Origin of the sequence: Haladaptatus sp. QDMS2 (assembly GCF_029338295.1) — an archaeon.
Classification (GTDB): domain Archaea; phylum Halobacteriota; class Halobacteria; order Halobacteriales; family Halococcaceae; genus QDMS2.
In genome coordinates this window covers 2,266,937-2,287,313 of sequence record NZ_CP119791.1, presented here as the reverse complement: position 1 = coordinate 2,287,313, position 20,377 = coordinate 2,266,937, and the positions used below count along the sequence as shown (strand labels likewise).

16 protein-coding genes are annotated in these 20,377 nt (G+C 62.8%); 6 read left to right on the top strand and 10 right to left on the bottom strand.

Annotation, left to right across the window (positions count from 1 at the left end; all coding sequences use genetic code 11):
- Positions 1–21: 21 nt before the first annotated feature.
- Positions 22–1,527, bottom strand: a complete 1,506-nt coding sequence (locus P1M51_RS12370) for a PQQ-like beta-propeller repeat protein (RefSeq protein ID WP_276245486.1) — start codon at positions 1,525–1,527, stop codon at positions 22–24.
- 238 nt (positions 1,528–1,765) lie between these two features.
- On the opposite strand from P1M51_RS12370, the gene P1M51_RS12365 reads away from it, so the two are divergent.
- A complete protein-coding gene (locus P1M51_RS12365) occupies positions 1,766–3,070 on the top strand; it encodes a sodium-dependent transporter (RefSeq protein ID WP_276245485.1) in 1,305 nt (434 codons plus the stop codon).
- Positions 3,071–3,085: 15 nt separating this feature from the next.
- On the opposite strand, the gene P1M51_RS12360 is transcribed toward P1M51_RS12365, so the two are convergent.
- Both P1M51_RS12360 and P1M51_RS12355 read right to left on the bottom strand, forming a co-directional pair.
- The gene (locus P1M51_RS12360) at positions 3,086–4,492 is read right to left on the bottom strand and encodes an FAD-binding oxidoreductase (RefSeq protein ID WP_276245484.1); all 1,407 of its coding nucleotides are present in this window, start codon (positions 4,490–4,492) and stop codon (positions 3,086–3,088) included.
- 87 nt (positions 4,493–4,579) lie between these two features.
- Positions 4,580–5,437, bottom strand: coding sequence for a hypothetical protein (locus tag P1M51_RS12355; RefSeq protein WP_276274542.1), 858 nt, complete (start codon positions 5,435–5,437; stop codon positions 4,580–4,582).
- 222 nt (positions 5,438–5,659) lie between these two features.
- On the opposite strand from P1M51_RS12355, the gene P1M51_RS12350 reads away from it, so the two are divergent.
- Positions 5,660–6,703, top strand: a complete 1,044-nt coding sequence (locus tag P1M51_RS12350; RefSeq protein ID WP_276274541.1) for a twin-arginine translocation signal domain-containing protein — start codon at positions 5,660–5,662, stop codon at positions 6,701–6,703.
- Positions 6,704–6,726: 23 nt separating this feature from the next.
- Here P1M51_RS12350 and P1M51_RS12345 read toward each other — a convergent pair whose 3' ends face one another.
- The 5 genes from P1M51_RS12345 to glpA all read right to left on the bottom strand — a co-directional run bounded on the left by P1M51_RS12345 (position 6,727) and on the right by glpA (position 11,765).
- Positions 6,727–6,951 (bottom strand): hypothetical protein, encoded by a 225-nt coding sequence (locus P1M51_RS12345; RefSeq protein WP_276274540.1) that lies wholly within the window; start codon positions 6,949–6,951, stop codon positions 6,727–6,729.
- A 17-nt stretch (positions 6,952–6,968) separates the two neighbouring features.
- Positions 6,969–7,124, bottom strand: a complete 156-nt coding sequence (locus tag P1M51_RS12340; protein ID WP_276274539.1) for a hypothetical protein — start codon at positions 7,122–7,124, stop codon at positions 6,969–6,971.
- A 476-nt stretch (positions 7,125–7,600) separates the two neighbouring features.
- Positions 7,601–8,869 carry an anaerobic glycerol-3-phosphate dehydrogenase subunit C gene (locus P1M51_RS12335; RefSeq protein WP_276245478.1) on the bottom strand — a complete coding sequence of 423 codons (1,269 nt, stop codon included), beginning with the start codon at positions 8,867–8,869 and terminating at the stop codon, positions 7,601–7,603.
- A complete protein-coding gene (gene glpB, locus P1M51_RS12330) occupies positions 8,866–10,104 on the bottom strand; it encodes a glycerol-3-phosphate dehydrogenase subunit GlpB (RefSeq protein WP_276274538.1) in 1,239 nt (412 codons plus the stop codon). The genes P1M51_RS12335 and glpB overlap by 4 nt, the downstream gene beginning before the upstream one ends.
- The gene (gene glpA, locus P1M51_RS12325) at positions 10,101–11,765 is read right to left on the bottom strand and encodes an anaerobic glycerol-3-phosphate dehydrogenase subunit GlpA (RefSeq protein WP_276245476.1); all 1,665 of its coding nucleotides are present in this window, start codon (positions 11,763–11,765) and stop codon (positions 10,101–10,103) included. The genes glpB and glpA overlap by 4 nt, the downstream gene beginning before the upstream one ends.
- Positions 11,766–12,040: 275 nt before the next feature.
- Between glpA and glpK the strand changes: the two genes are divergently transcribed.
- Both glpK and P1M51_RS12315 read left to right on the top strand, forming a co-directional pair.
- Complete coding sequence (gene glpK, locus P1M51_RS12320) at positions 12,041–13,582, top strand: glycerol kinase GlpK (protein WP_276245475.1); 1,542 nt, start codon at positions 12,041–12,043, stop codon at positions 13,580–13,582.
- A 2-nt stretch (positions 13,583–13,584) separates the two neighbouring features.
- Entirely contained in the window at positions 13,585–14,700 is a 1,116-nt protein-coding gene (locus tag P1M51_RS12315; protein WP_276245474.1) for a hypothetical protein, read from the top strand.
- Positions 14,701–14,718: 18 nt separating this feature from the next.
- Here the strand turns inward: P1M51_RS12315 and P1M51_RS12310 are convergent, their stop codons facing one another.
- Both P1M51_RS12310 and P1M51_RS12305 read right to left on the bottom strand, forming a co-directional pair.
- A complete protein-coding gene (locus P1M51_RS12310) occupies positions 14,719–16,215 on the bottom strand; it encodes a class I adenylate-forming enzyme family protein (protein WP_276245473.1) in 1,497 nt (498 codons plus the stop codon).
- A gap of 159 nt (positions 16,216–16,374) precedes the next feature.
- The gene (locus P1M51_RS12305) at positions 16,375–17,148 is read right to left on the bottom strand and encodes an IclR family transcriptional regulator (protein WP_276245472.1); all 774 of its coding nucleotides are present in this window, start codon (positions 17,146–17,148) and stop codon (positions 16,375–16,377) included.
- A gap of 361 nt (positions 17,149–17,509) precedes the next feature.
- On the opposite strand from P1M51_RS12305, the gene P1M51_RS12300 reads away from it, so the two are divergent.
- Entirely contained in the window at positions 17,510–18,619 is a 1,110-nt protein-coding gene (locus P1M51_RS12300; protein ID WP_276245471.1) for a hypothetical protein, read from the top strand.
- Positions 18,616–20,370 carry a GMC family oxidoreductase N-terminal domain-containing protein gene (locus P1M51_RS12295; protein ID WP_276245470.1) on the top strand — a complete coding sequence of 585 codons (1,755 nt, stop codon included), beginning with the start codon at positions 18,616–18,618 and terminating at the stop codon, positions 20,368–20,370. Before P1M51_RS12300 ends, P1M51_RS12295 begins: the two co-directional genes overlap by 4 nt.
- Positions 20,371–20,377: the final 7 nt, after the last annotated feature.

Genomic DNA, 20,377 nt, shown 5'->3' with positions numbered 1-20,377 from the left:
GATTCGGTCAATTTTAGAGTTCTACGTCGTGTCGACCTGAATTGTCTTGGTCGTGGTATCGCCCTCGTCGTCCGTCGTCTTGACGGTCACGTCTTGGACGCCACAGAACGAGAGGTCCATCTGGATTTGCGGGCCCGTTTCGTCGTAATTCCCGTCGCCGGTGGTGTCCCACTCGAACTCGACGATTTCGCCGTTCGGGTCTACGGACCCGGAGGCGTCGAGGGCCACGGAATCGCCTTCGTCGAAGTCCGTCGAATCGAGGTCCGGTGTGCTGTCGATTTCGATGGCGTGGTTGTTCTCGGCGACTGGGCCGTCGAGGGCCCAGAGGAAGTTTTCCTTCTCACTCCCAGAGATGGTGAACGCTCCAAAGTAGACACGTCCATCGACAGGAAGTGCCTGCTCTGCGAACCACTCATTGTCGCCTCGTTCCACGTGACTGTGCTGGATCCCTGTCTGGGCATCGAGAACGAAGAGATGAAGGTGGTCCTGATATCTTCGAATCGAATCGATCATGCCGGTCACGTACACTGCTCCGTTTGCAACCGACGGAGTGGCGTGAATCTCATTTAGCGTATCGAACGACCACACTTCCTCGCCAGATTCTCTGTCGATTGCGACGAGCGCAGCCTCGTTGGTTGAGTCGCTTCCCATGGCGAAAATGTGCTCACCACCAACGGCAAACTCTCCACCAACATCCGTGTTTGTCCATCGTTGAGTACCCGATGTATCGACCGCTACGAGTCTACTATCTGTGTAGTAAACCGTCTCATTAGAGACGGCAATGGTTTCAATCTCGTTCGTCGTTTCGACGGACCACTGTGTACTTCCTGTTTCGATATCGACTGCATAGAGGGTGTTGTACGTCCCGGCGTACAGCGTTCCGTTCGCAACGACGGGGTCGCTCCTGACCGACTTTTCTGTACCCAACTCAAATTTCTGCTCGGTTTCTCCGGTTTTTCGGTCAAGGGCCACGATGGTTCCTGAATTATTCACGTACAGGGTGTCACCGACGATCGTCGGAGATACTCGTCTATTACCAATGTCTTCTCGTTTCCAGACGACAGCTCCATCTTCTACATTGAGTGCTTGCGTTTCCAATTGCGTTTGTAGATAGACAAGGTCGCCGGCAACTGCTGGAGACTGGGTGTAGCCCTCCGTTGTTACTGACCATCGCTCAGAGCCATCTTCTTCATCGAGAGCTCGAAGTGTTATCCGTCCGTTTTCCATGTCGAATTCGTGTTCGACGACGTACACCGTGTCTTCGGAGACGACTGGAGTCGATTGTAGGCCGTGTTGATCTGCTTCCCACGCCCACGCCGTTTCAAATTCATTGACCGGACTCACGGCCTCGACATTGTGACTCGTCCCCTGAGCGTTCTGCCTGGCCATCGGCCAGTAGGGAGTTGCTTCCGTTTCTGCTGCGCGAACTGTTCCGTCGTCGAGCGTCGAAAGGCCGTACCCGGAGAGCCCAATTCCTGTTGCGACGCCTGCTGCTTTCAGGACATCGCGGCGACTGTGTTGCGTCATAGAGGAAAGTTCCGTTAGTGGATTCAGAATATTCGGGTAATAGTCTTGTGCCCTCGCTAACACTATGAGGGATGGTAGTTCTTCCAGACGAAACTGAATAAACACCCCCAGACGTCGACTTTACTAGACACTTGTCTATCTCATAGCGGGGTTGCCGTGTCAAGAAATGATATTTGGTGTGAGTGTCTATATCAGGGCCAATATCTTTATTGCAATATTTGCCGAAGCACCGCCAAATATGGCACAACGAGAGCACTGGAAGTCACGAATCGGATTCATTCTTGCGGCGGTCGGCAGTGCGGTCGGACTAGGTAACATCTGGCGGTTCCCCTACGAAGCGGCCGCGAATGGCGGGGCGGCGTTCCTTCTCGTGGACATCATCGCGATACTCGCCATTGGCCTCCCCGCGATGCTGGTGGAGTTTTCCATCGGGCGGCGGGCGCGGAAGAACGTGGTCGATGCCTACGGCTTCGACGGCCACAAGGCCTGGAAACTGGCGGGCGTCCTCGCGCTGTTCACCGGGTTCTGGATTCTTTCGTATTACTCCGTGGTCGGCGGGTGGGTGATACGCTACATCGTCGGGAGCGCGACGGGCGCGTACTTCGGTAACCCGGAGGGCTACTTCGGAACCGTGTCCGCCGGGCCTGAGGCGCTCGCCTTCGCTGGTCTGTTCCTCGCCGTGACCATCGGCATCGTCGCGCTCGGCGTCGAGCGCGGTATCGAAATCGGGAATCGCGTCATGGTCCCCTCCGTCGTGTTGATGATGGTCGGGCTTGCCATCTGGGCGGCCACGCTGCCGGGTGCGGGTGCTGGCTACGAGTTCTTCCTCCAGCCGGACTTCGCCCACCTCGCGGCAAACTGGCAGACCATCGTCCCCGCTGCCGTCGGCGAGGTGCTGTTCACTCTCTCGCTCGGGATGGGCGCGATGATTACCTACTCTTCGTACATCGAGGGCGACGAGAGCCTCGTCACCGACGGTCTCGCCATCGTCACGGTGAACACGTTCATCGGCGTCCTCGCGGGCCTCGTCGTCTTCCCGCTGCTGTTCGCACAGGGCATCGACCCGGGTGACCCCGGAGCGGGGGCAATCTTCATCAGCGTCGCAACCGCGTTCGAGTCGCTGCCCGCGGGCCGCCTGCTCGGCGTGCTGTTCTACGCCGTCGTGCTCATCGCAGCCATCTCCTCTGCCATCAGCCTGCTCGAAGTCGTCGTCGCCTACTTCGTGGACAACTACGACATCGACCGACGCATCCTCGCCGCTGGCCTCGGCCTCACGAGTTTCCTCGTCGGCATCCCGACGGCACTCGACACGAACACGCTCGGGCTGTACGACGGCATCGCGAGCAACATCCTCCTCCCGCTCGGCGTCTTCTTCGCTACGCTCTACGTCGGCTGGGTGTACGGCCGCGACGCCATCACCGAACTCAGCCGCGGCGCACAGGAGGGGCTCTCACGGCTGTGGCTCTGGCACGTCCGCATCGGCCTGCTCGCCGCCGTCATCATGACGCTCGTGTTGAGCTTCGCGAAGTACTTCGGGCTCTAAAAAATCAGAACCGGCTCAGGTCCGGGGCTTGATGTTCTGGTTCATGTGGAACACGTTGTCCGGGTCCCACGCCGCCTTCACCTCGGCGAGGCGGTCGTAGTCTTCTGGACCGTACGCCGCACGAATTCGGTCTTCACCTTCTCCTTCGCTGAGGAAGTTCACGTACACCCCGCCGGTCGAGTGGGGAATCATGTCGGTAAAGAGGTCTCTCGCCCAGGCGATGTGGGCGTCGTCTTCGGCCTCGTTCACCCACCGTGACTGGACGTTCAGCACCCACCCCGCATCGCGGTGGGGGTAGGGTGTCTCGTCTTCTGGAACCCGCGCAATCTCGCCGCCGAGTGACAGCATACCGATAGTCGTCTCCGGCGTCGAGATGGTCGCCGCGTGGTCGCAGATGACGGCTATCGCCTCGTCGGTCAGGTCTGCGAGGTAGTGTGCCTTCCAGTAGTTTCTGCTGCCGGGAAGGCCGGCCGCGTCGAACAACGTCTGGAACACCGTGTACGGTCGGGGGGCGACGGCGTCGACGATTGGTTCGCCGATTGCCCGCAGCGGCGCGAGCGCCTGTTCACCCGCCTCGACCGATCCGGCGTACATCGGTGCGACGAGCAGAATCAACTTTCCGTGCCACTCCTGTGGAATGAACGGTGCCGGTGGCGAGTTGCGGATGCCGACGAGGCAACTCACTTCGTCCGGTGCGTCGCGGATGAATGCTGCCACCTCGCGCATCACAGCGGGCGCGTCGTCGAACGCGTGGACGATAGGTCCACAGAGTATCGGACTCGCGAGTTCGTGGAGGTCGAATTCGAAGGACGTAACGACACCGAAATTGCCGCCGCCGCCGCGAATCGCCCAGAACAGGTCCGAGTGCTCGGTCCCGCTCGCGGTGACGTACTCGCCGGTCGCGGTCACGAGGTCCACCGACCGCAAGTTGTCGATAGTCAGCCCCCACTTGCGCGAGAGGTAGCCAAAGCCACCGCCGAGCGTGAGTCCCGCCACGCCGGTCGTCGAGATGAATCCTGCTGGCGTCACGAGGCCGTGGGCCTGCGCCTCGACGTCGAAGTCGTGAAGTTTGCAGCCGGGTTCCACGCGGGCAGTCTTCGCTTCGGGGTCGATGTGAACCGATCGCATCTCGGAGAGGTCGATTACCAGCCCGTCGTCGCACACCGCGTTGCCGGCGACGTTGTGCCCGCCGCCTTTGATGGCGATTTCGAGGCCGTGCTCCCTGGCGAATCGGACCGCCTGCATCACGTCGCTCGCCCCGCGGGCCTGGACGATGACCGCCGGATGCCGGTCGTACATCGCGTTCCAGATGTGTCTCGAATCGTCGTACCCGGGTTCGTCCGGAAGCAGTACCATCCCCCTCACCATCCCTCGGAGCGCCGTGACGGCGTCTCCGTCCAGTTTTCTGGTTGTAAGTGCCATTTCACCTCACCTGCATGAACTACGACGATTGAGGAGATGAAACCGTATGTAATTTGATAGTTTCGTAGAGAGTCGTCCAATCGTGAATCAGGCTGCAGAATCCGTAGACGAGTCTGTCCCGGCGCTCCCGTCAACCGCGTCCTGCAGGCTGACGCTCGCTGGCGAGTGCGGGTCGACGTCGGCAATCAGTTGCATCGTGGCGATGTTGAGGCCGAGTCCCACAGGCGCGAGCACGAGGATGCCAACGAGCAGGCCGACGACGCCGAGGTTCACGACGAACGCTGACGCGAACGCGGAGAGGAGCACCGAGAACAACACGAAGCCGACCGTGTAGCGAAAGAACGCGCCGCCATCGACCGCGATGCCGTACGCACCGCGCGCAGCTGCGACGAGTCCGGTGTCGCGCAGGACGACGAGATACGGCGTCGCGTAGAACAGGTATCCGAGGACGAGGAAGGCGATCCCGAGAAGCAAAACGACGGGGATAATCGACGGACTGAGCGGTTGTCCACCCAACAGCAGCAGGGGTGCGACGAGGACGACAGGGACGATTGCGTAGACGAGGAACGCCACGAAGTGTTTCTTGACGTTCGAGACGAACCGATACTCCCCAGTTTCGAGTGCCTCTGCGATGCTGCCGAAGTAGCCTGCGGAAAGGACTGTGGAGAGCAGGAGTGTCGCCGGAAGCGTGAGGAAGATAGGACCGATGGCTGGGGCGACCGATTCGACGTGGAACCCCTGATTCGGCACGTCAACGAAGGTCCAGAGGTTCACCACGTCTGCGGGAACACTGAATCTGAAGCCGATGTGGAATCCCTGATGGGCGACGATTCGCTCCAGCTTTTCAACTTCCACGAGAGCGGTGAGCAGGGGGACGACCGCCAACGCCAGGTACGATTGCGCGAGACTCAGACCGGTTTGCACGCGAGTGATGAAGGAGGGCATTTCGAGTGTTATCTTTCGAACACGACCAATTTAGTAGTTATTCTTGCACGTCGGGAGTAAACAGCACATGTCGGCTCCCGCTGTGGGACCCTCGAACCGGAAATCGCGTGTGGAAGTGTTGATGTTTCGCGCCACATACATTTCTCGAAAATATACAAGTCTGTGCCCAAGAAACTGGCGAATTCCAGAATTTATTTAAGTTACATGGGCACACATTTGCACATGTCTGGAAAGCGCAACGCGCTCGTCCGCCGCCAGTTCCTGAAAGCCAGTGGTGCAACCGCCCTCGCCGGACTCGCCGGCTGTCTGTCGAGTGCCGGGTCGCAGGAGGCCCAGGCCAGCCTCGCTGGAGACACCGACGCAGTCGAGGACCCTGTGGACGTGAAGGTGTTCGTCCTCGCGGCGTTCGAAGTCGCGAAGCTCAAGAAGCGAGAGGACGACGACGCACCCGGTGAGTTCCAGCTCTGGTACGACGGCTACGACCTGACGACCGAGGCTGACGTTCCCGGTGCGTTCGCGCCCGTTTACTACAACGACGAGGGCGTCGCGGGGACCATCACGGGCATCGGAAAGAGCAACACTGCCGGGTCGCTTTCGGCCATTCTCAGGTCGCCGAAATTCGACTTCGAAGACACCTACTTCGTCACGGCGGGAATCTCTGGGTCACCGCCGTCGGTTGGCACGCTCGGCTCCGTGTTCGTCAGCGAGGCCGTCGCCGACTGGGACCTGCTCCACCGCTGGTCGCGTGCAGACGGCCCGGCAGACCCTCACGCGATGATGCTCCGCCCGCACCGCCCGGACCACGCCTTCGAACTGAACAACGACCTCGTCGAACGCGCCAGCACGCTCGCCGAGGACGTGACGCTCACCGACAGCGAGCGAGCGAAGGAGTACCGCGCACTCTACGACGAGGAGGTCGCTCAGTCGGAACCGTTCGTCGGCGTCGGGACGACCCTCTGTGGAGACACCTACTGGCACGGGGAGACGTTCTCAGAGCAAGCACAGCACATCGTCGACGAGTACGACGTCGGCACCTACGCCACGACGGAGATGGAGGACTTCGCGACGGCGACCGTCCTCAAACGCTACGGGCTGCTCGACCGCTACGTGAGCATCCGCAGCGTCTCGAACTTCGACCAGCCACATCCCGGTCAGACGATAGAAGAGAGCCTCGCCGCGGACTCCGGCGGCTTCGCGCCGAGCGTCGAGAACGTCTATCGCGTCGGGTCTGCGCTCGTGGACGACCTGCTTGACCGCGAATGCTGAGCGCATCGCGTCTCTAAAAAACGTCACCGGTGCGGGTGTGGGTCACTCGGGTCGAACGCCGACCCGGACCCGTCCGCGATAGCCGGCTTGTCTATCGGTTCGACGCGATCAACGGGCAGTGGCTTCGGTCGTGGTTCGAAGGCGTCTATCGCGCCGCCGACCGCCGAAATGGCGAGCCACGGAAGCAGGACCAACAGCCCGAGTATCGCCACCCACGCGACCAGCGTCACCAGCACTTCGAGTGGCATCGATTCGGCTGCGCCTCCTAGATGACGTGGAACGTCTCCATTGCCGCAGCACTCCCGGTCGCTACGACGAGCAACGCGAGCGCCACGAGTAGGATGAAGACGAGGCGTCGGCCCACAGCCGTGTTCAGTAGCGATTCGACCGCGATTCCCCCAGCGTGGTAGGTTTGTCTCATTGACTTTTCCCCAGGTAAGCCTACTTCTGGGGCGGCAATATATGTTAGCTGAAAAACATTTCTATCGGATTTTCGAGTGAAATCTCGTTACCTAATCGGCCGTGAAACTCCGTGAATCGTGAAATTGAGACGACAATTCGTCGGTTCGAACTCTACCACTTCGCTGGTGCTCCATGAGCTGCGCATTCACGCAGAATATTTCTCTGAGATTCGCAATTGCACGCCGAGAAATATCGTAACGAATCCAATAGGGACGATGACCTGGAGAAAATCAGCGAACACGACGAGGAGTGGATGGATGAAGGGGGCTATCAGTATCACCATACCTATCGCAAACAGCTGTTCGTACGGCTCCATGTGTGTCAACTGTTCTTCATTCTCATAAAATGACCGCAGCAGACGGTTCAGAAACTTCACACGCTGGCCGGTGGGGGATTGCACTCACACTGGCAGAAGTCAGTGAACTGCTCTCTCCGTCAGTTCACCAGCGCCGACTCGACGACTTCGAGCGGGTGGCGTATCTCGTAGCCAGAGCCGTGGCCCATCTGCATCGCGCAGGTCGGACACTCGGTCAGGCCGGTTTCGCCGGGCGCGTCTTCCATGTGCTCGAACATCTCCTCGCCGATTTTCATGGAGGTGTCGTAGTTCTCCTCCTTCCAGCCGTAGGTCCCCGAAATCCCCGAACAGGAGTCGCCGACGTCCGTGACTTCGAGGCCGTCGAGTTCCGAGAACAGGTTCACGGCCTGTCCGTCGAGGCCCTGATTGCGGGCGTGACACGGCGCGTGGTAGGCGAGGTTGGGGAAGTTCGGTTTCGCCCCTTTCAGGTCACCTTCGACGTCCTCGTAGATGCGCAGGTATTCGAGCGCCTCGTAGGTGTGGGCGGCGACTTCGGCGGTTCCGTCGAAGGTGAACAGTTCGGGGTACTCCTGGCGGAGCGCCATCGAACACGAGGTACACGAACAGACGATGTCGTAGCCATCTTCGACGAGGTTGTGGAACGTTTCGACGTTGAACTTCGCGGCGCGGCGCGCGTCGTCCATCATGCCGTTGGCGAACATCGGCGTGCCGGAACACCGCTGGTCGGGGACGGCCACTTCGTAGCCGTAGTGTTCGAACACGCGGACGAGCGCCTTCGCCACCTCGGGGGTGTTGTAGTTCGCGTAGTCGCCGTGGAAGTAGGCGACGCGTTTGTCCTCGGACTGGACCGTGGACCCCCCACGTTTCTCGAACCACTCGACGAACGTCTCCGTGGCGAACTCGGGGAACTCGCGCTCTGCGGTGATGCCGAGGAATTTCTCGTTTACCTGCTGGACAAGCGAGTTGCCCATCACGAAGTTGGTGAGTCGCGGGACTTTCGACCCAATCCGGGCGAGCGTGCCGTAGTTCGCGAGGATGCGATTGCGCCAGTATTCGGTGCTGAGCATGGACATCTCCTCAGAGACGTACTCGGCGCGAGCGGTGTTGTGCATCTGCGAGAGGGGGACACCGGAGGGACAGGCCCCGTCACAACGCATGCAGTTCGAACACTTCATCACCGACTCGTCGACGCTCGTGTCCTCCTTTCGTTTCAACCGCCACTGTTCCGGCCCCTGGAACTTCGGGCCGGGGAAGTCGTCATCCACCTCGGCGACGGGACACGAGGTGTCGCAGGCCGAGCATTTGTAGCAACTGTCCGCCCCGGGCCGGAGGTCCATCTCCTCCGTCTCGGGAAATACGTCGATGGGGAAGTTTTCAGAGTCACTCATGATTGTGCTGCTCGCCTCCCGGCGACCCGCCCGGTTGCGAGCGAGATGCCGCTACCCGATTTCTCTGCTGCGAAGTCCGCGCCGCCGAGAACGCCGCCTGCGGCCCGGAGGTTTGCGTACTCGACCGCACCCGACCCGTCGAGAGGTCGGAGGTCCGTATCGACGGCCACGCCGAATCGGGCGAAGGGGTGGTCGCCGAAGGCCTCGTCTTCGAACCAGTCGTATCGGTTCTCCGGGTGTGGGACGTGCAGGTCGAACACCGGTTCGCGCACACCCTCGCGCGAGGTGGTGATTCCTTTCCCGACGAGGCCGCCGGTTGCCAGCACGAACTCATCTGCGAAATACGGCACGCGCTGGTGGGTGCGTTTCACGGCAACGTGGTCGATGCGTCCGTCGCTGGCTTCGAAGCCGACGACTGGATTGCCAGTCTCGATGGTGACGCCCGCCTCGCGGAGGACCGCGAACAGGACGTCTTCGAGGCGCATTCCGGGCAGCGAGGGCGGGCCGCTCGGGACCTCGAACACGTCCGCGCCGAGTGCGTCGGCGAGTGCCTCACGAACACGCGCCGGGTGGTCGTGGCCGAGGACGGCCGGGAAACCCACGCGTGTCGCGTCGCCGAGGTGCGGTTCGATCGCCTCGACGAGTTGGCTGCGAATGCCCTTCTCGTCGGTGTCGAGCACCTTCGCATACCGCGTAATTTTCGCATCCGCCCGGAGCATCGGGAAGCGCGCCGTGACCCCTCGAACTTCGAACGGGACGCCCGCATTTTGCAGGTGGTCTGCGGCGAGTGGTGCGTCGAAGTCGGTGAGCGTTTCGAACCCGACGAGGAGCATCTCGCCGTCGTCGCTCGCAAGTCCCGGCGCGACGCTCGCGGGGTAGCGAGCGGTCGGTTTGACTGTCCCGCCGTGGGTCGGCACGAGCGCGTTCTTCGTCGTGTGACTGCCCGCGTACAGGTCGCCTGCCACCTCGTCGAACAGGTCGAGGCCCGCTTCGACGGCCGCCGAGCCGACGCGCTCGTAGGGATGCCCTTCTGGCATGTCGCCGACCGCGGAAAAGGGGTCCGCGAGTAGAGTACCGTCGTGGTAGCCGAGCACGTCGATGAGGCCGGACGCGTGGCGAAGCGTCGATTCCTTGTGCGAGACGAGGCGCACGTCTGCGCCTTCGCGGGCGGCCGAGAGCGCCGCCGTCCCGCCCGCAAGCCCGCCGCCGACGACGAGGACGTCGCTCTCTATCACGGCTGGCCTCCGTCGAAGTCGGTCCAGTCGGGTGTACCCGTTTTGGCGGGGTCCGTGTCCCGATTCATCGTCGCCGCGTGGAGGGCATGGTTGAGCGCGGCCTGCGAGAGTTGTTCGCCCCACAGCGCGTGGCGCTCGCCCTTCCAGCGTTCCTGATACAGGTCGTCGAGGGAGGCACGAGCGGTCTGCTCGTCGTGGTCCGGGTGGAGTTCGGCCGCCAGTCGTTGACAGCAAAACCCACCCTGACAGTTGCCCATCGACGCCCGAGTGCGGATGCGGACGGCGTTCAGGTCGGTTCCCGATTGGGAGAGTGCGTCCTGAACCTCGGCGCGGGTGACGCCCTCGCACTCACAGAGAACCGGATTCGGGGCGTCCGTTTTCAGCACGTCGTCGGCGCGAGAGCCGAGGCGTTGGACCGACCGTCGACCGACCGGCGAGCGAAGACTGAACTCGTCCATGTAGTCGCGAAGGACGCTGAAATCCTCGCTGCCGGGAAGTGGAACGTCGGCCGTCTCACAGCGGGCGCAGGTGCCGAGTTTCTGGCAGACGTGGTCGGCAATCGACTCGGCCATCATCCGGTAGGTGGTGAACTTCCCGCCGACGATGCTCGTCATGCCCGGCAGTTCGTCGCGGTCTGCGTGGTCGAGCAGAAAGAAGTCCCGCGTGATGTCGGTGGGGTCTGCGCTGCCGACTTCCGGCGGTTCGTACAGCGGGCGCACCCCCCAGAACGAGCGAATCGTGCGGGCGTCTCCGAGAATCGGGACGAGTTTCGTGAGTTCGTCGATGACCAGGTCGACTTCCCACTGTTCTTCGGGGTAATCCTCCGGGTCAGAAACCTCCTCGTCGGTGGTTCCGAGGATGCAGGTGGTTTCGTGGGGGACGATGATGTCCGCGTCACCTTTGGGGCGACAGCGGTTGATAACGGTGTCCACCTGCCGGACGTTCATGATGGTCATGACGCCTTTCGAGGGGCGCACCTCGATGTCGACGCCCGCCATCTCGCCGAGACGCCCGGCCCACGCGCCCGTCGCGTTCACGACGTGGTCTGCGTAGATGGTCTCGGTTTTGCCGACGGTCGCCGCGTTTCGCGGGCCCGGTTCGTGGCGAATTTTCGCGCCGACCACTTCGCCCGCCTCCACGATGAGGTCGGTGACGGGCGCGTGAGTCAGGACTCGTCCGCCGTGTTGCTCCGCGCTCGCGGCGTTCGCGACGCACAGCCGGAAGGGGTCGACCGCCCCGTCCGGAACCCAGATGGCCTTCTCGATGTCCGGGGCGAGGAAAGGCTCGACTTCGCGGGCTTCTTCGTTACTCAGAATCTCCGTGGGAATGTCACAGGCCTCACAGCCTGCGAGTTTCTCCTCGAAGTAATCGTCTGTGTCCTCCGGGCGCTTCACGAACAGGCCGCCCGTCTCCTCGACGCAGTGGGCGGCGATGTCCCGGAGGACGCGGTTCTCTTCGATACATTCGCGGGCTGATTTCTGGTCAGAAACGGCGTAGCGACCGCCGCTGTGGAGCAACCCGTGCATCCGCCCGGTGGTTCCATGGGTCAGATTGCCCTGCTCTACGAGGGTGACGTCCACCCCACGCATCGCGAGGTCCCGGGTGATACCACAGCCCGTAGAGCCCCCGCCGATGACGAGGACTTCAGTTCTCGACTCCATCCAATGGTACACCTGTCGGGTGAGAGTACTTCATGTTTACCGCCGCGCTGGGGTGATTTCTGCCGCCTCTCGCGCGTCGTGTTCACACGAACCATGGGGGGTATCCCCGGATTTCTGGACAATTGCTGTATTACAACCGATGAGCGGCCCGAAGATTTATCGGCAATTCTAGACCAGACTACGCCAACAGACCAAACGATGATTACAATTCGGTTGGTCTCTGCAGGCGGCGGGCACGAATCGACGGGCACGTCGTCTCTCCCCCACTTCCACCAATGACAACGAACACCTACATCGGTGCGATAGACCAGGGCACGACCGGCACACGGTTCATGGTCTTCGACCACGCCGGGCAGGTCGTCGCCAACGCCTACGAAACGCACGAACAGATTTACCCCGAACCCGGCTGGGTCGAACACGACCCCGTCGAAATCTGGGAGAACACCAAACTTGTGGTCTCGCGGGCGCTGCGGGAAGCGGACATCGACCCGGCCCAGCTGGAGGCGCTCGGCATCACGAATCAGCGCGAGACGACGCTCATCTGGGACGCCCAGACGGGTACGCCGGTCCACAACGCCCTCGTCTGGCAGGACCGGCGGACCACCGACCGCGTCGAGGAACTTGAAGCCGACGAGAAAGTCGAGTGGATTCGCGAGAAGACGGGCCTCGAAGCCGACGCCTACTTCTCCGCGACGAAAGCCGAGTGGTTGCTCGACAACGCAGACCCCATCAAGATTCAGCGAAGTCGCCCCGAGGACGTGCGTGACCGCGCTGAGGCGGGCGAACTGCGCATGGGGACCATCGACACATGGCTCATTTACAAACTCACGGGCCAGCACGTCACCGACGTGACCAACGCCTCGCGGACGATGCTCTACAACATCCGCGACCTGACGTGGGACACAGAACTCCTCGCCGAGTTCGACATCCCTCAGGAACTCCTGCCGGAAGTCCGCCCGTCCAGCGACGACGACTATTACGGATACACCGACCCCGAGGGCTTCCTCGGGGCGCGCGTCCCCGTCGCCGGCGCGCTCGGCGACCAGCAGGCGGCCCTGTTCGGCCAGACGTGTTTTGACGAAGGCGACGCGAAGAACACCTACGGCACGGGGTCGTTCTTCCTGATGAACACCGGCGAGGAGGCCGTCGCGAGCGACCACGGCCTGCTCACGACTATCGGCTTCCAGCGCTCCGGCGAACCGGTCCAGTACGCCCTCGAAGGCTCCATCTTCATCACCGGCGCGGCCATCGAGTGGTTAGAGGACGTCGAACTCATCGCCGACCCGGCCCAGACCGCAGAACTCGCCCGGGCGGTCGATTCGACCGACGACGTGTACGTCGTCCCCGCCTTCACGGGTCTCGGCGCACCCCACTGGGACGGCCGCGCTCGTGGCACCATCGTCGGCATCACCCGCGGGACGAAGCGCGAACACCTCGTGCGGGCGACGCTCGAATCCATCGCCTACCAGACCCGCGACGTCGCGGAAGCCATGGAGAGCGATTCGGGCATCGAGATGAACTACCTGCGCGTCGACGGCGGCGCGGTCAAGAACAACTTCCTCTGTCAACTCCAATCTGACATCATCCAGACGGACATCGTCCGCCCCGAAGTCGACGAGACCACGGCTCTCGGCGCGGCCTACGCCGCCGGCCTCGCGGTTGGCTACTGGGAGACGGTAGACGAACTGCGGAACAACTGGCACGTAGACCGCAAGTTCACCCCGGAGATGGAGCCCACAGAGGCCGATTCGCGGTTCGACCGCTGGCACGAGGCAGTCGACCGCTCGCTCGACTGGGCGCGCGACGGAGGTGACTGAGCGTGGCCGTCGAATTCTTCGGCAATACGCTCGAAGCGTGGCTCGTCCTCGTCGTCGCGGCGTTCGCGGGCGGCGCGTTCGGCGCAGCCATCGGCGCACTTCCAGCCTTCGTCTTCACCGGCCTCATGGTCATCGTCGGTGAGGGCGCGAACATCATCAAGAGCGAACTCGGTGCCGCGGGCGTCGCCTCCGCCGACGCCATCAACGTCGGTATCACTGGGAGCATCGCCTTTGGTCCGGTGTTCGGCCCGCACATCTCCTTCGCCGGCGGTGCGGCGGCGGCCGCCTACGCCGCCCGGAAGGGCTACATGGACACCGGCTTCGACTACTTCGAGGCGAAGAACATTGCCCACGCGCTCGGCACGAAACCCGACGTGCTCGTCGTCGGTGGCCTGTTCGGCATCCTCGGGATGTTCATCCGCCAGTTCTCGGGCGCATTCGCACTTCCGTGGGACCCCATCGCGATGGGTGTTGTTCTCTCTGCCATCTTCCACCGAATCGTCCTCGGCTTCCCGGTCATCGGGGACGTGCGGGGCCGCAGCATCCTCGACATGTCGCCGTTCGAGCGCGAGGAGATGCGCCAGACCGCAGAGGGCGGCAAAGTCGTCGCCGACGGCGGAAAGCCGATTGCAGACGGCGGTGCGACAGCGACTCGATTCAAGGTTGAACCGTGGCTCCCCCACCAGTACGAGTGGGCGAACGTCGCCATGATTGGCCTCGTCGTCGGCCTGCTCGCCGCCTACACCGCGGTCAAGACGGGGAGTTTCTTCCTCGCCTTCGGCATCAGCGCCGCTTCGCTCGTGTTTCTCGCACTCGGCATCGAGCAGATTCCGGTCACCCACCACATCGCGCTGCCGGCGAGCACGGCCGCACTGGCCATCGTTCCGGAGACGGTGACGACAGTTCCGATTCTGCCCGCGCTCGCAATTGGTGCGCTGTTCGGCGTAAGCGGGGCCCTCACCGGTGAGGTCATCCAGCGCGTCTTCTACGCCCACAGCGACACGCACTTCGACCCGCCCGCGGCGGCAATCGTCGTGAATTCGTTCTTCATCGCGGTGCTCGCTATCGTCGGCGTCCTCCCGCAGGCCGGGTGGGTTCCGACGCTTGGCTTGCTCTGATTCGCGGGCGCGTTTCGACTACCCGCCGTAGGACTCGCGCAGGGCAACCCGGTTCACTTTTCCCGTCACCGTCTGTGGAATCTCGTCCACGAACTCGATTCGCTGGGGAACCTCGTGTTCGTCCAGCGCGGCGGCGCAAACCTCCCGAATGCGTTCACGAGAGAGGTCTCCCGACCGGGTGATGATGGCCGTCACGACCGCCCCGCGAAGGTCGTCTCGGGCGTCGATGACGGCGGCGCTCTCGACGCCCTCGATGTCGTAGAGCACGTCCTCGATTTCTCGTGGATAGACGTTCGCACACCCCGTCGTGAACATGTCCTCGCGGCGGTCGACAATGAACAGGTGGTCGTCGTCGTCCACCCAGCCGATGTCTCCCGAACGCAGCCAGCGGACGCCGTCACGCTCGACGAACGCCTTCCGGTCGTTTTGCGGGCGTTCGTACCCGGGGGTCACGGTGTCGCCTCGCCAGAGCAACTCTCCGCGCTCGCCGGGGGATACAGACTCTCCCGTCTCAAGGTGCTCCACCCGAAGTGCCACCACTTCCCGGGCGACTGGGCCGACGCTTCCGGGTTTGCGCGGGGTCGGGTCCGGGCGGTTGAACGCGGCGAGCGGCGTGGTCTCGGTCATCCCGTAGCCTTCGAGGACGGCACAGTCGAGGGTTTCTTCGGCCTCGTGGAACCGGCCCTTCGGGAGCGGTGCGCCGCCGACGCCCACCGTTTCGAGCGACGAGAGGTCGTAGTGGTCGCGTGCTGGGTGGTCGAGCAGGTCGATGAGCATGCTCGGTGTGAGGAAGGCGTAGGTCACCCGGTGGTTTTCGACGGTCGCGAACACCGTTTCGGGGTCGAACGCCGGCAGGAGGTGATTCGCGGCTCCCGTGTAGAGCAGCGGCGTGGTCGTGACGTTGAGACCGGTGACGTGGAAGCACTGACAGACGGTGAGGCCCACGTCCTGGCGGGTGAGGTTCAGGTAGTTCACGATGCCGAGGGCGTTAGAGAGGAGATTCCCGTGGGTGTGGCGCACGCCCTTCGGCTGGCCGGTGGTCCCCGATGTGTAGAACACTTCGGCGAGTTCGTCGCTCCGGCGTGGGCAGACCTCGTAATCGTCGTCTGCCGCGGCGAGCAGGTCGTGGAAGTCCTCGCCGACGCTTCCGTCTACCGTAATCGGAACCTCGACGTCGCCCGCGACTTCTGCGAACGAGTCGTCCGTGACGAGGACCGACACGTCGCTCGCGTCGAGGGTGTGACGAATCTGCGACGGCGAGAACTGCGTGTTCAGCGGGACGGGGACGGCCCCGCGCTTCATCGCGCCGAGGTGTGCGGTCAGCAGTTCGAGGCTGTTGGTGAGGCAGATACCTACGCGCTCGTCTGACTCGACGCCAATATCGGTGAACGCGTTCGCCGCGGCGTTCGTCCGCGCTTTCAGTGCCCGGTAGGTGTGGAGGATGTCCGTGTCGCTCACCGCCGGCTTGACCGGCGCGTTCCCGGCGGCGAGGTCGAGGACGTTCGCGAAGTTCATGGCTCACGATACGCCTGCTCGACAATGCGTGTTTCCCACGAATAATAATTATCAGCAATGAATAACGAACGGACGGGTATTCACGGTCGTTCCGATGGGCGGGCGGGGCACGGGCAAAGCGGCCAAATGCCGTTCGACGATGTGGGAAACGAGGCCCGCTCAGTCCATCGTGGCGAAGACGATCTCGTCGCGGACGTGGGCGGCCTTCTCACGGACGACGGTCGAGAGGTCGCCGTCGAGTGACCCTCGAAGGTCGCTCGCGGGGCCGTAGGCGGCGAGTGCGCCGTACACCCGGTCGTCGGTCGCCACGGGCGCGGCCACGCCGACGATGCCCGGAATCATCTCGCCCGTATCGACGGCGTACCCCTGTTCGCGGACAGTCGAGAGCTCTTCGCGTAGGGCTGGAAGGGCTGTCAGCGTCTTCTCGGTTCTCCCCGGCAGGCCGTGGCGTGCGACGATTTTCTCGACGCGGTCGGTGGTGAACGCGGAGAGAATCGCCTTCCCCGGCGCATTCGTGTGGAGGTGTTCGTGCGTGGGGTAGACGTGGCGGGCGGAGGGTGGGAGGTCCTCGTACTCCCAGCGCGTCGCGAGCAGGATGGCTCCGCGACCGTTTTCTTCGACGACGAGTTGGCTGTAGGTGTTCGTCTCGTCGGCGAGCGCCTTCGACGCTTGTCGGCCGTGGATGAACAGTTCGTTGCTGTTGCGCGACTCCCGACCGAGGTGGAGAAACTGGGTGCTCAGCCGATACTCCCCGCCGCGTTTGACGAGGTAGCCGAGCGCTTCGAGCGACTTCAGATGATTGTGGACGGTGCTCTTCGGAAGGTCGAGCGCGCCCGAGAGTTCGGTCGCGCCCGACCCTTCCCGGTCGCGAATCTCACCGACGATTTCGTACGACCGTTTTATCGAATTGATGGGAACAACTGGCTCGTCCATGCCTCTCGCTCGGGCGGTCCACACTTAGTTCTGTTCGACGATGTGGGACAGACGTGCGTTCGAGCCGGATAGTGAGACAACTTCACACCCGAAATTACCAAAAAACACGCATTAAATTTGGCTCGTTTTCGAGACGTGTCCGAAACGCTAAATCACCTCATTTTCGACTTCTGAAGCACGGAAGTTCTCTTCCCCTCTACGGTGGATGCGAAGGTATCGCGCACATCTATAAGTTATCAATCAATACCAAGATTTATTTAACCACGGTTATATTGGCTGCAATACGGGCCGCCAGCAGTTGGCTGACGGTTGTTGGTATCGCCCTCATTCAGTGACAACCATGGACAAAAACAACAGCTCCATGACGCGCAGAGGCGTCATGAAAGGCATCAGTGGCATCGCCGCCCTCTCGATGTCGAACGCGACCATCGCTGACGCACAGGCAGCGTTGACCGACCCGCTTCCGAGCGACCCGCACACGGCGGACACCTACCGCTCAATCGTGGACGCGATTATTCCGCGGACCCCGCAGCTCGAAGCTGAACTCGGCCCGGAACACGTTCCTGGCGGCCTCGACGCCGAACTCGAGAAATTCCTCATCTGGGACTTCAACCACTTCCAGGAGATTCGCTCCGAGATGGTGACCGAGAAGGTCGAATCGGAGACGGGACTCTCCATGCCGACCGCGCTGTTCGAGTTCGACCTCGACCTCGGCGGCCTCGGCTCCCCGCTTGACGCGCTCCTCGACCTCGCCGACCTCACGTTGCTCGACCTACTCGACCTGGGCCTCAACCCCGACGCCCTCGAAGACCACCTCGATTTCGGCGCGGTCGATTCCATCGACGTCGGATTCGCGGACCTCGACACCTCGACCGAAGGCATCGCTAACTTCGAGATTACCGTCGATTCCGACGGCGAACAGTACCACCAGGTGCTCCAGAACTACCCATACGCGCCGGTGTTCACGTTCGCGTTCGACGTCGTGGCCGCAGAGTTCCTCGCGAAGGGGAAAAACGAGGAGCCGCCCGCACCAAACGAGAAGTTCCCGGCTGGCGGGACGTTCACCCGCCTCGCACCCGAAGACCGACTGCGCTGTCTCTGGACCATCGTCGATGGCGGCGCCGTGGACGACCTCGACGAATTGCTCTCACCGATGCTTCCGGACGTAGGCATTCTCAAGTACGTCGTGATGGCCGTAAACGGCCTCCACGGCTTTGGCTACTACACCGAGTGGTCTGGCTACGGCAGCACGAAGGCAGAGATGCCAAACGACCGCGAGATGGAAGTTCCCGCAGGCGAGGTACAGAGCAGAACCCAGACCGACTACCCAGGCCCCGCACCCGGCTACGCCGCAAACTGGCGGCACGCGGTTCCCGGCGGCTTCAAAGACCCGAAAGCGAAGAATCTGAACTTACCCGACGACCTCGCTGGCGATGACGTCATCGACGGTCTCGGAGGTGGCTCCCAATGAAAAATCCAGACGTCATCATCGTCGGCGCGGGTGCCGACGGCCCGGCGGCGGCGTGGAAACTCGCAGACGACCACGGTCTCGACGTGCTCATTCTCGAAGGTGGGGCGTTCCACGGCAACAAGCAGTGGCCGAAACCACACGCCGACGCAGGCGGCACCGTCAGCACCGACCCCGCTGACCTGGACGGTAAGCTCTTAGACGAACAGTTCACCCACCTCGAGGCGGATGCGAACGACCCGACTTGGGGGTACCTCCGGGTCGGCCCTGCGGACCACTCCCGGGCCCCGTGGTTCCGCAACCTCCACCAGAACGCGTTCATCTGGCAAATCAGCGCCGTGGGCGGCACGTCGCTGCACTACTTCGCGAACCACCCCCGGGCGTACCCCTACGCCATCGACACGCAGGACCACTGGCCCATCTCCTACGAGGAACTCGTTCCCTACTACCAGCTAAACGAGGAGATGACCAGCACCCAGCAGGCACCCATGACGGGCAAAGAAGAGGTCTTCATCGAGGGGGCGACGAACGCGGGCTACCCACTCATCGACAGCAAAAACGTCACCGAGACGGGGTGGCGGCCACAGGCCAACGCCGTCGAGGTGCCGGGCCGCGAAACCTCGAACGGCCAGCCACTCGACGCTGATTACGAGGGCTCCTTTAGCTACGACGACGGCTTCCGCGGCGACACGCTCGTCGGCGACCACTTCCAGGGCTCTTCGACGCCGGTGGACGCGCCGGTCCGCGACAAAGCCCGTAAGTCGAGTAACGTGAGCTACGTGCCACCCGCGCTCGACACGAACAAGGACGCAGAGAAGGGGAACGTCGCCATCCGGCCGAACGCCTACGTCACGAACATCGAGACGACGGGCGGGCCGGGCAGCATCGAGGCGAGCGGCGTCACCTTCCGCGATAGCTGGTCCGGCATGACCCAAACCGTCGAGGCGGACACCGTCGTCCTCGCAGGCGGCTGTATCGAGTCGCCACGCCTCTGGCTCAACTCCGGCCTGCCGGACGACGGCTGGGTCGGCAAGGGCCTCACCACCCACTGGTTCGACTGGGTTGTCGGCGTCTACGACGACGACACTATCGCCGAAATCAACCCCGACGGCGAGCACATGGACCCCTACATCGGCCAGAACTCCGCCGTCCGCTTCGACAAGCCGGGCGTCGGCGGGATGGAGGACATCGGAATGTCACCCGGCCTCGTCTCCTACGCCGACTACCTGTTCAGCCAGGCGGGCTACAGTTTCGACACGCCCGTGGACCCGGACGAACCGTGGGACACCCGCGGCTACGTCGTCGGCGAAGAACTCAAGCGGCGGATGTCGGATTACCGCCAGACGAAGGCACTACTCATCCTCACCGACGACCTGCCACGCCAGGACAACGGCGTCTCGCTCGACAACACGTTCTCGGACGAACACGGTGCCGTGCCGAAAATCAAATGGTCGCCACATCCGGACGACGACGCGAAGCGCGACGAACTCTGTCGCATCGCCGCTCGCATCCACCGGGAAGCCGGCGCAGAGCACGTCCACCGCTGTGATTGGCCGCCGCTGCTCCTCCACATGCAGTCGTCGATGCGGATGGGCAAGGTGCTCGACTCGAACGCAGAGGCGAAGAACGTAGACCGCCTGTTCGTCGCGGACCACTCGGCGCTCGCCAACGGCCTCGGTGGCCCGAACCCGACGAATTCGGGGCAGGCGCTCGCCCTGCGCACCGCCGACAAAATCGCGTCGCTCTACTTCTAACTCCCGC

Bases quoted from the DNA above. Each gene is read 5' to 3' on its own strand.
- P1M51_RS12335 (WP_276245478.1), bottom strand. From the start codon at position 8,869: ATGAGTGACTCTGAAAACTTCCCCATCGACGTATTTCCCGAGACGGAG.
- P1M51_RS12345 (WP_276274540.1), bottom strand. From the start codon at position 6,951: ATGCCACTCGAAGTGCTGGTGACGCTGGTCGCGTGGGTGGCGATACTC.
- glpA (WP_276245476.1), bottom strand. From the start codon at position 11,765: ATGGAGTCGAGAACTGAAGTCCTCGTCATCGGCGGGGGCTCTACGGGC.
- P1M51_RS12300 (WP_276245471.1), top strand. From the start codon at position 17,510: ATGACGCGCAGAGGCGTCATGAAAGGCATCAGTGGCATCGCCGCCCTC.
- glpK (WP_276245475.1), top strand. From the start codon at position 12,041: ATGACAACGAACACCTACATCGGTGCGATAGACCAGGGCACGACCGGC.
- P1M51_RS12350 (WP_276274541.1), top strand. From the start codon at position 5,660: ATGTCTGGAAAGCGCAACGCGCTCGTCCGCCGCCAGTTCCTGAAAGCC.
- P1M51_RS12310 (WP_276245473.1), bottom strand. From the start codon at position 16,215: ATGAACTTCGCGAACGTCCTCGACCTCGCCGCCGGGAACGCGCCGGTC.
- P1M51_RS12340 (WP_276274539.1), bottom strand. From the start codon at position 7,124: ATGAGACAAACCTACCACGCTGGGGGAATCGCGGTCGAATCGCTACTG.
- P1M51_RS12360 (WP_276245484.1), bottom strand. From the start codon at position 4,492: ATGGCACTTACAACCAGAAAACTGGACGGAGACGCCGTCACGGCGCTC.
- P1M51_RS12370 (WP_276245486.1), bottom strand. From the start codon at position 1,527: ATGACGCAACACAGTCGCCGCGATGTCCTGAAAGCAGCAGGCGTCGCA.
- P1M51_RS12295 (WP_276245470.1), top strand. From the start codon at position 18,616: ATGAAAAATCCAGACGTCATCATCGTCGGCGCGGGTGCCGACGGCCCG.
- P1M51_RS12355 (WP_276274542.1), bottom strand. From the start codon at position 5,437: ATGCCCTCCTTCATCACTCGCGTGCAAACCGGTCTGAGTCTCGCGCAA.
- P1M51_RS12305 (WP_276245472.1), bottom strand. From the start codon at position 17,148: ATGGACGAGCCAGTTGTTCCCATCAATTCGATAAAACGGTCGTACGAA.
- P1M51_RS12365 (WP_276245485.1), top strand. From the start codon at position 1,766: ATGGCACAACGAGAGCACTGGAAGTCACGAATCGGATTCATTCTTGCG.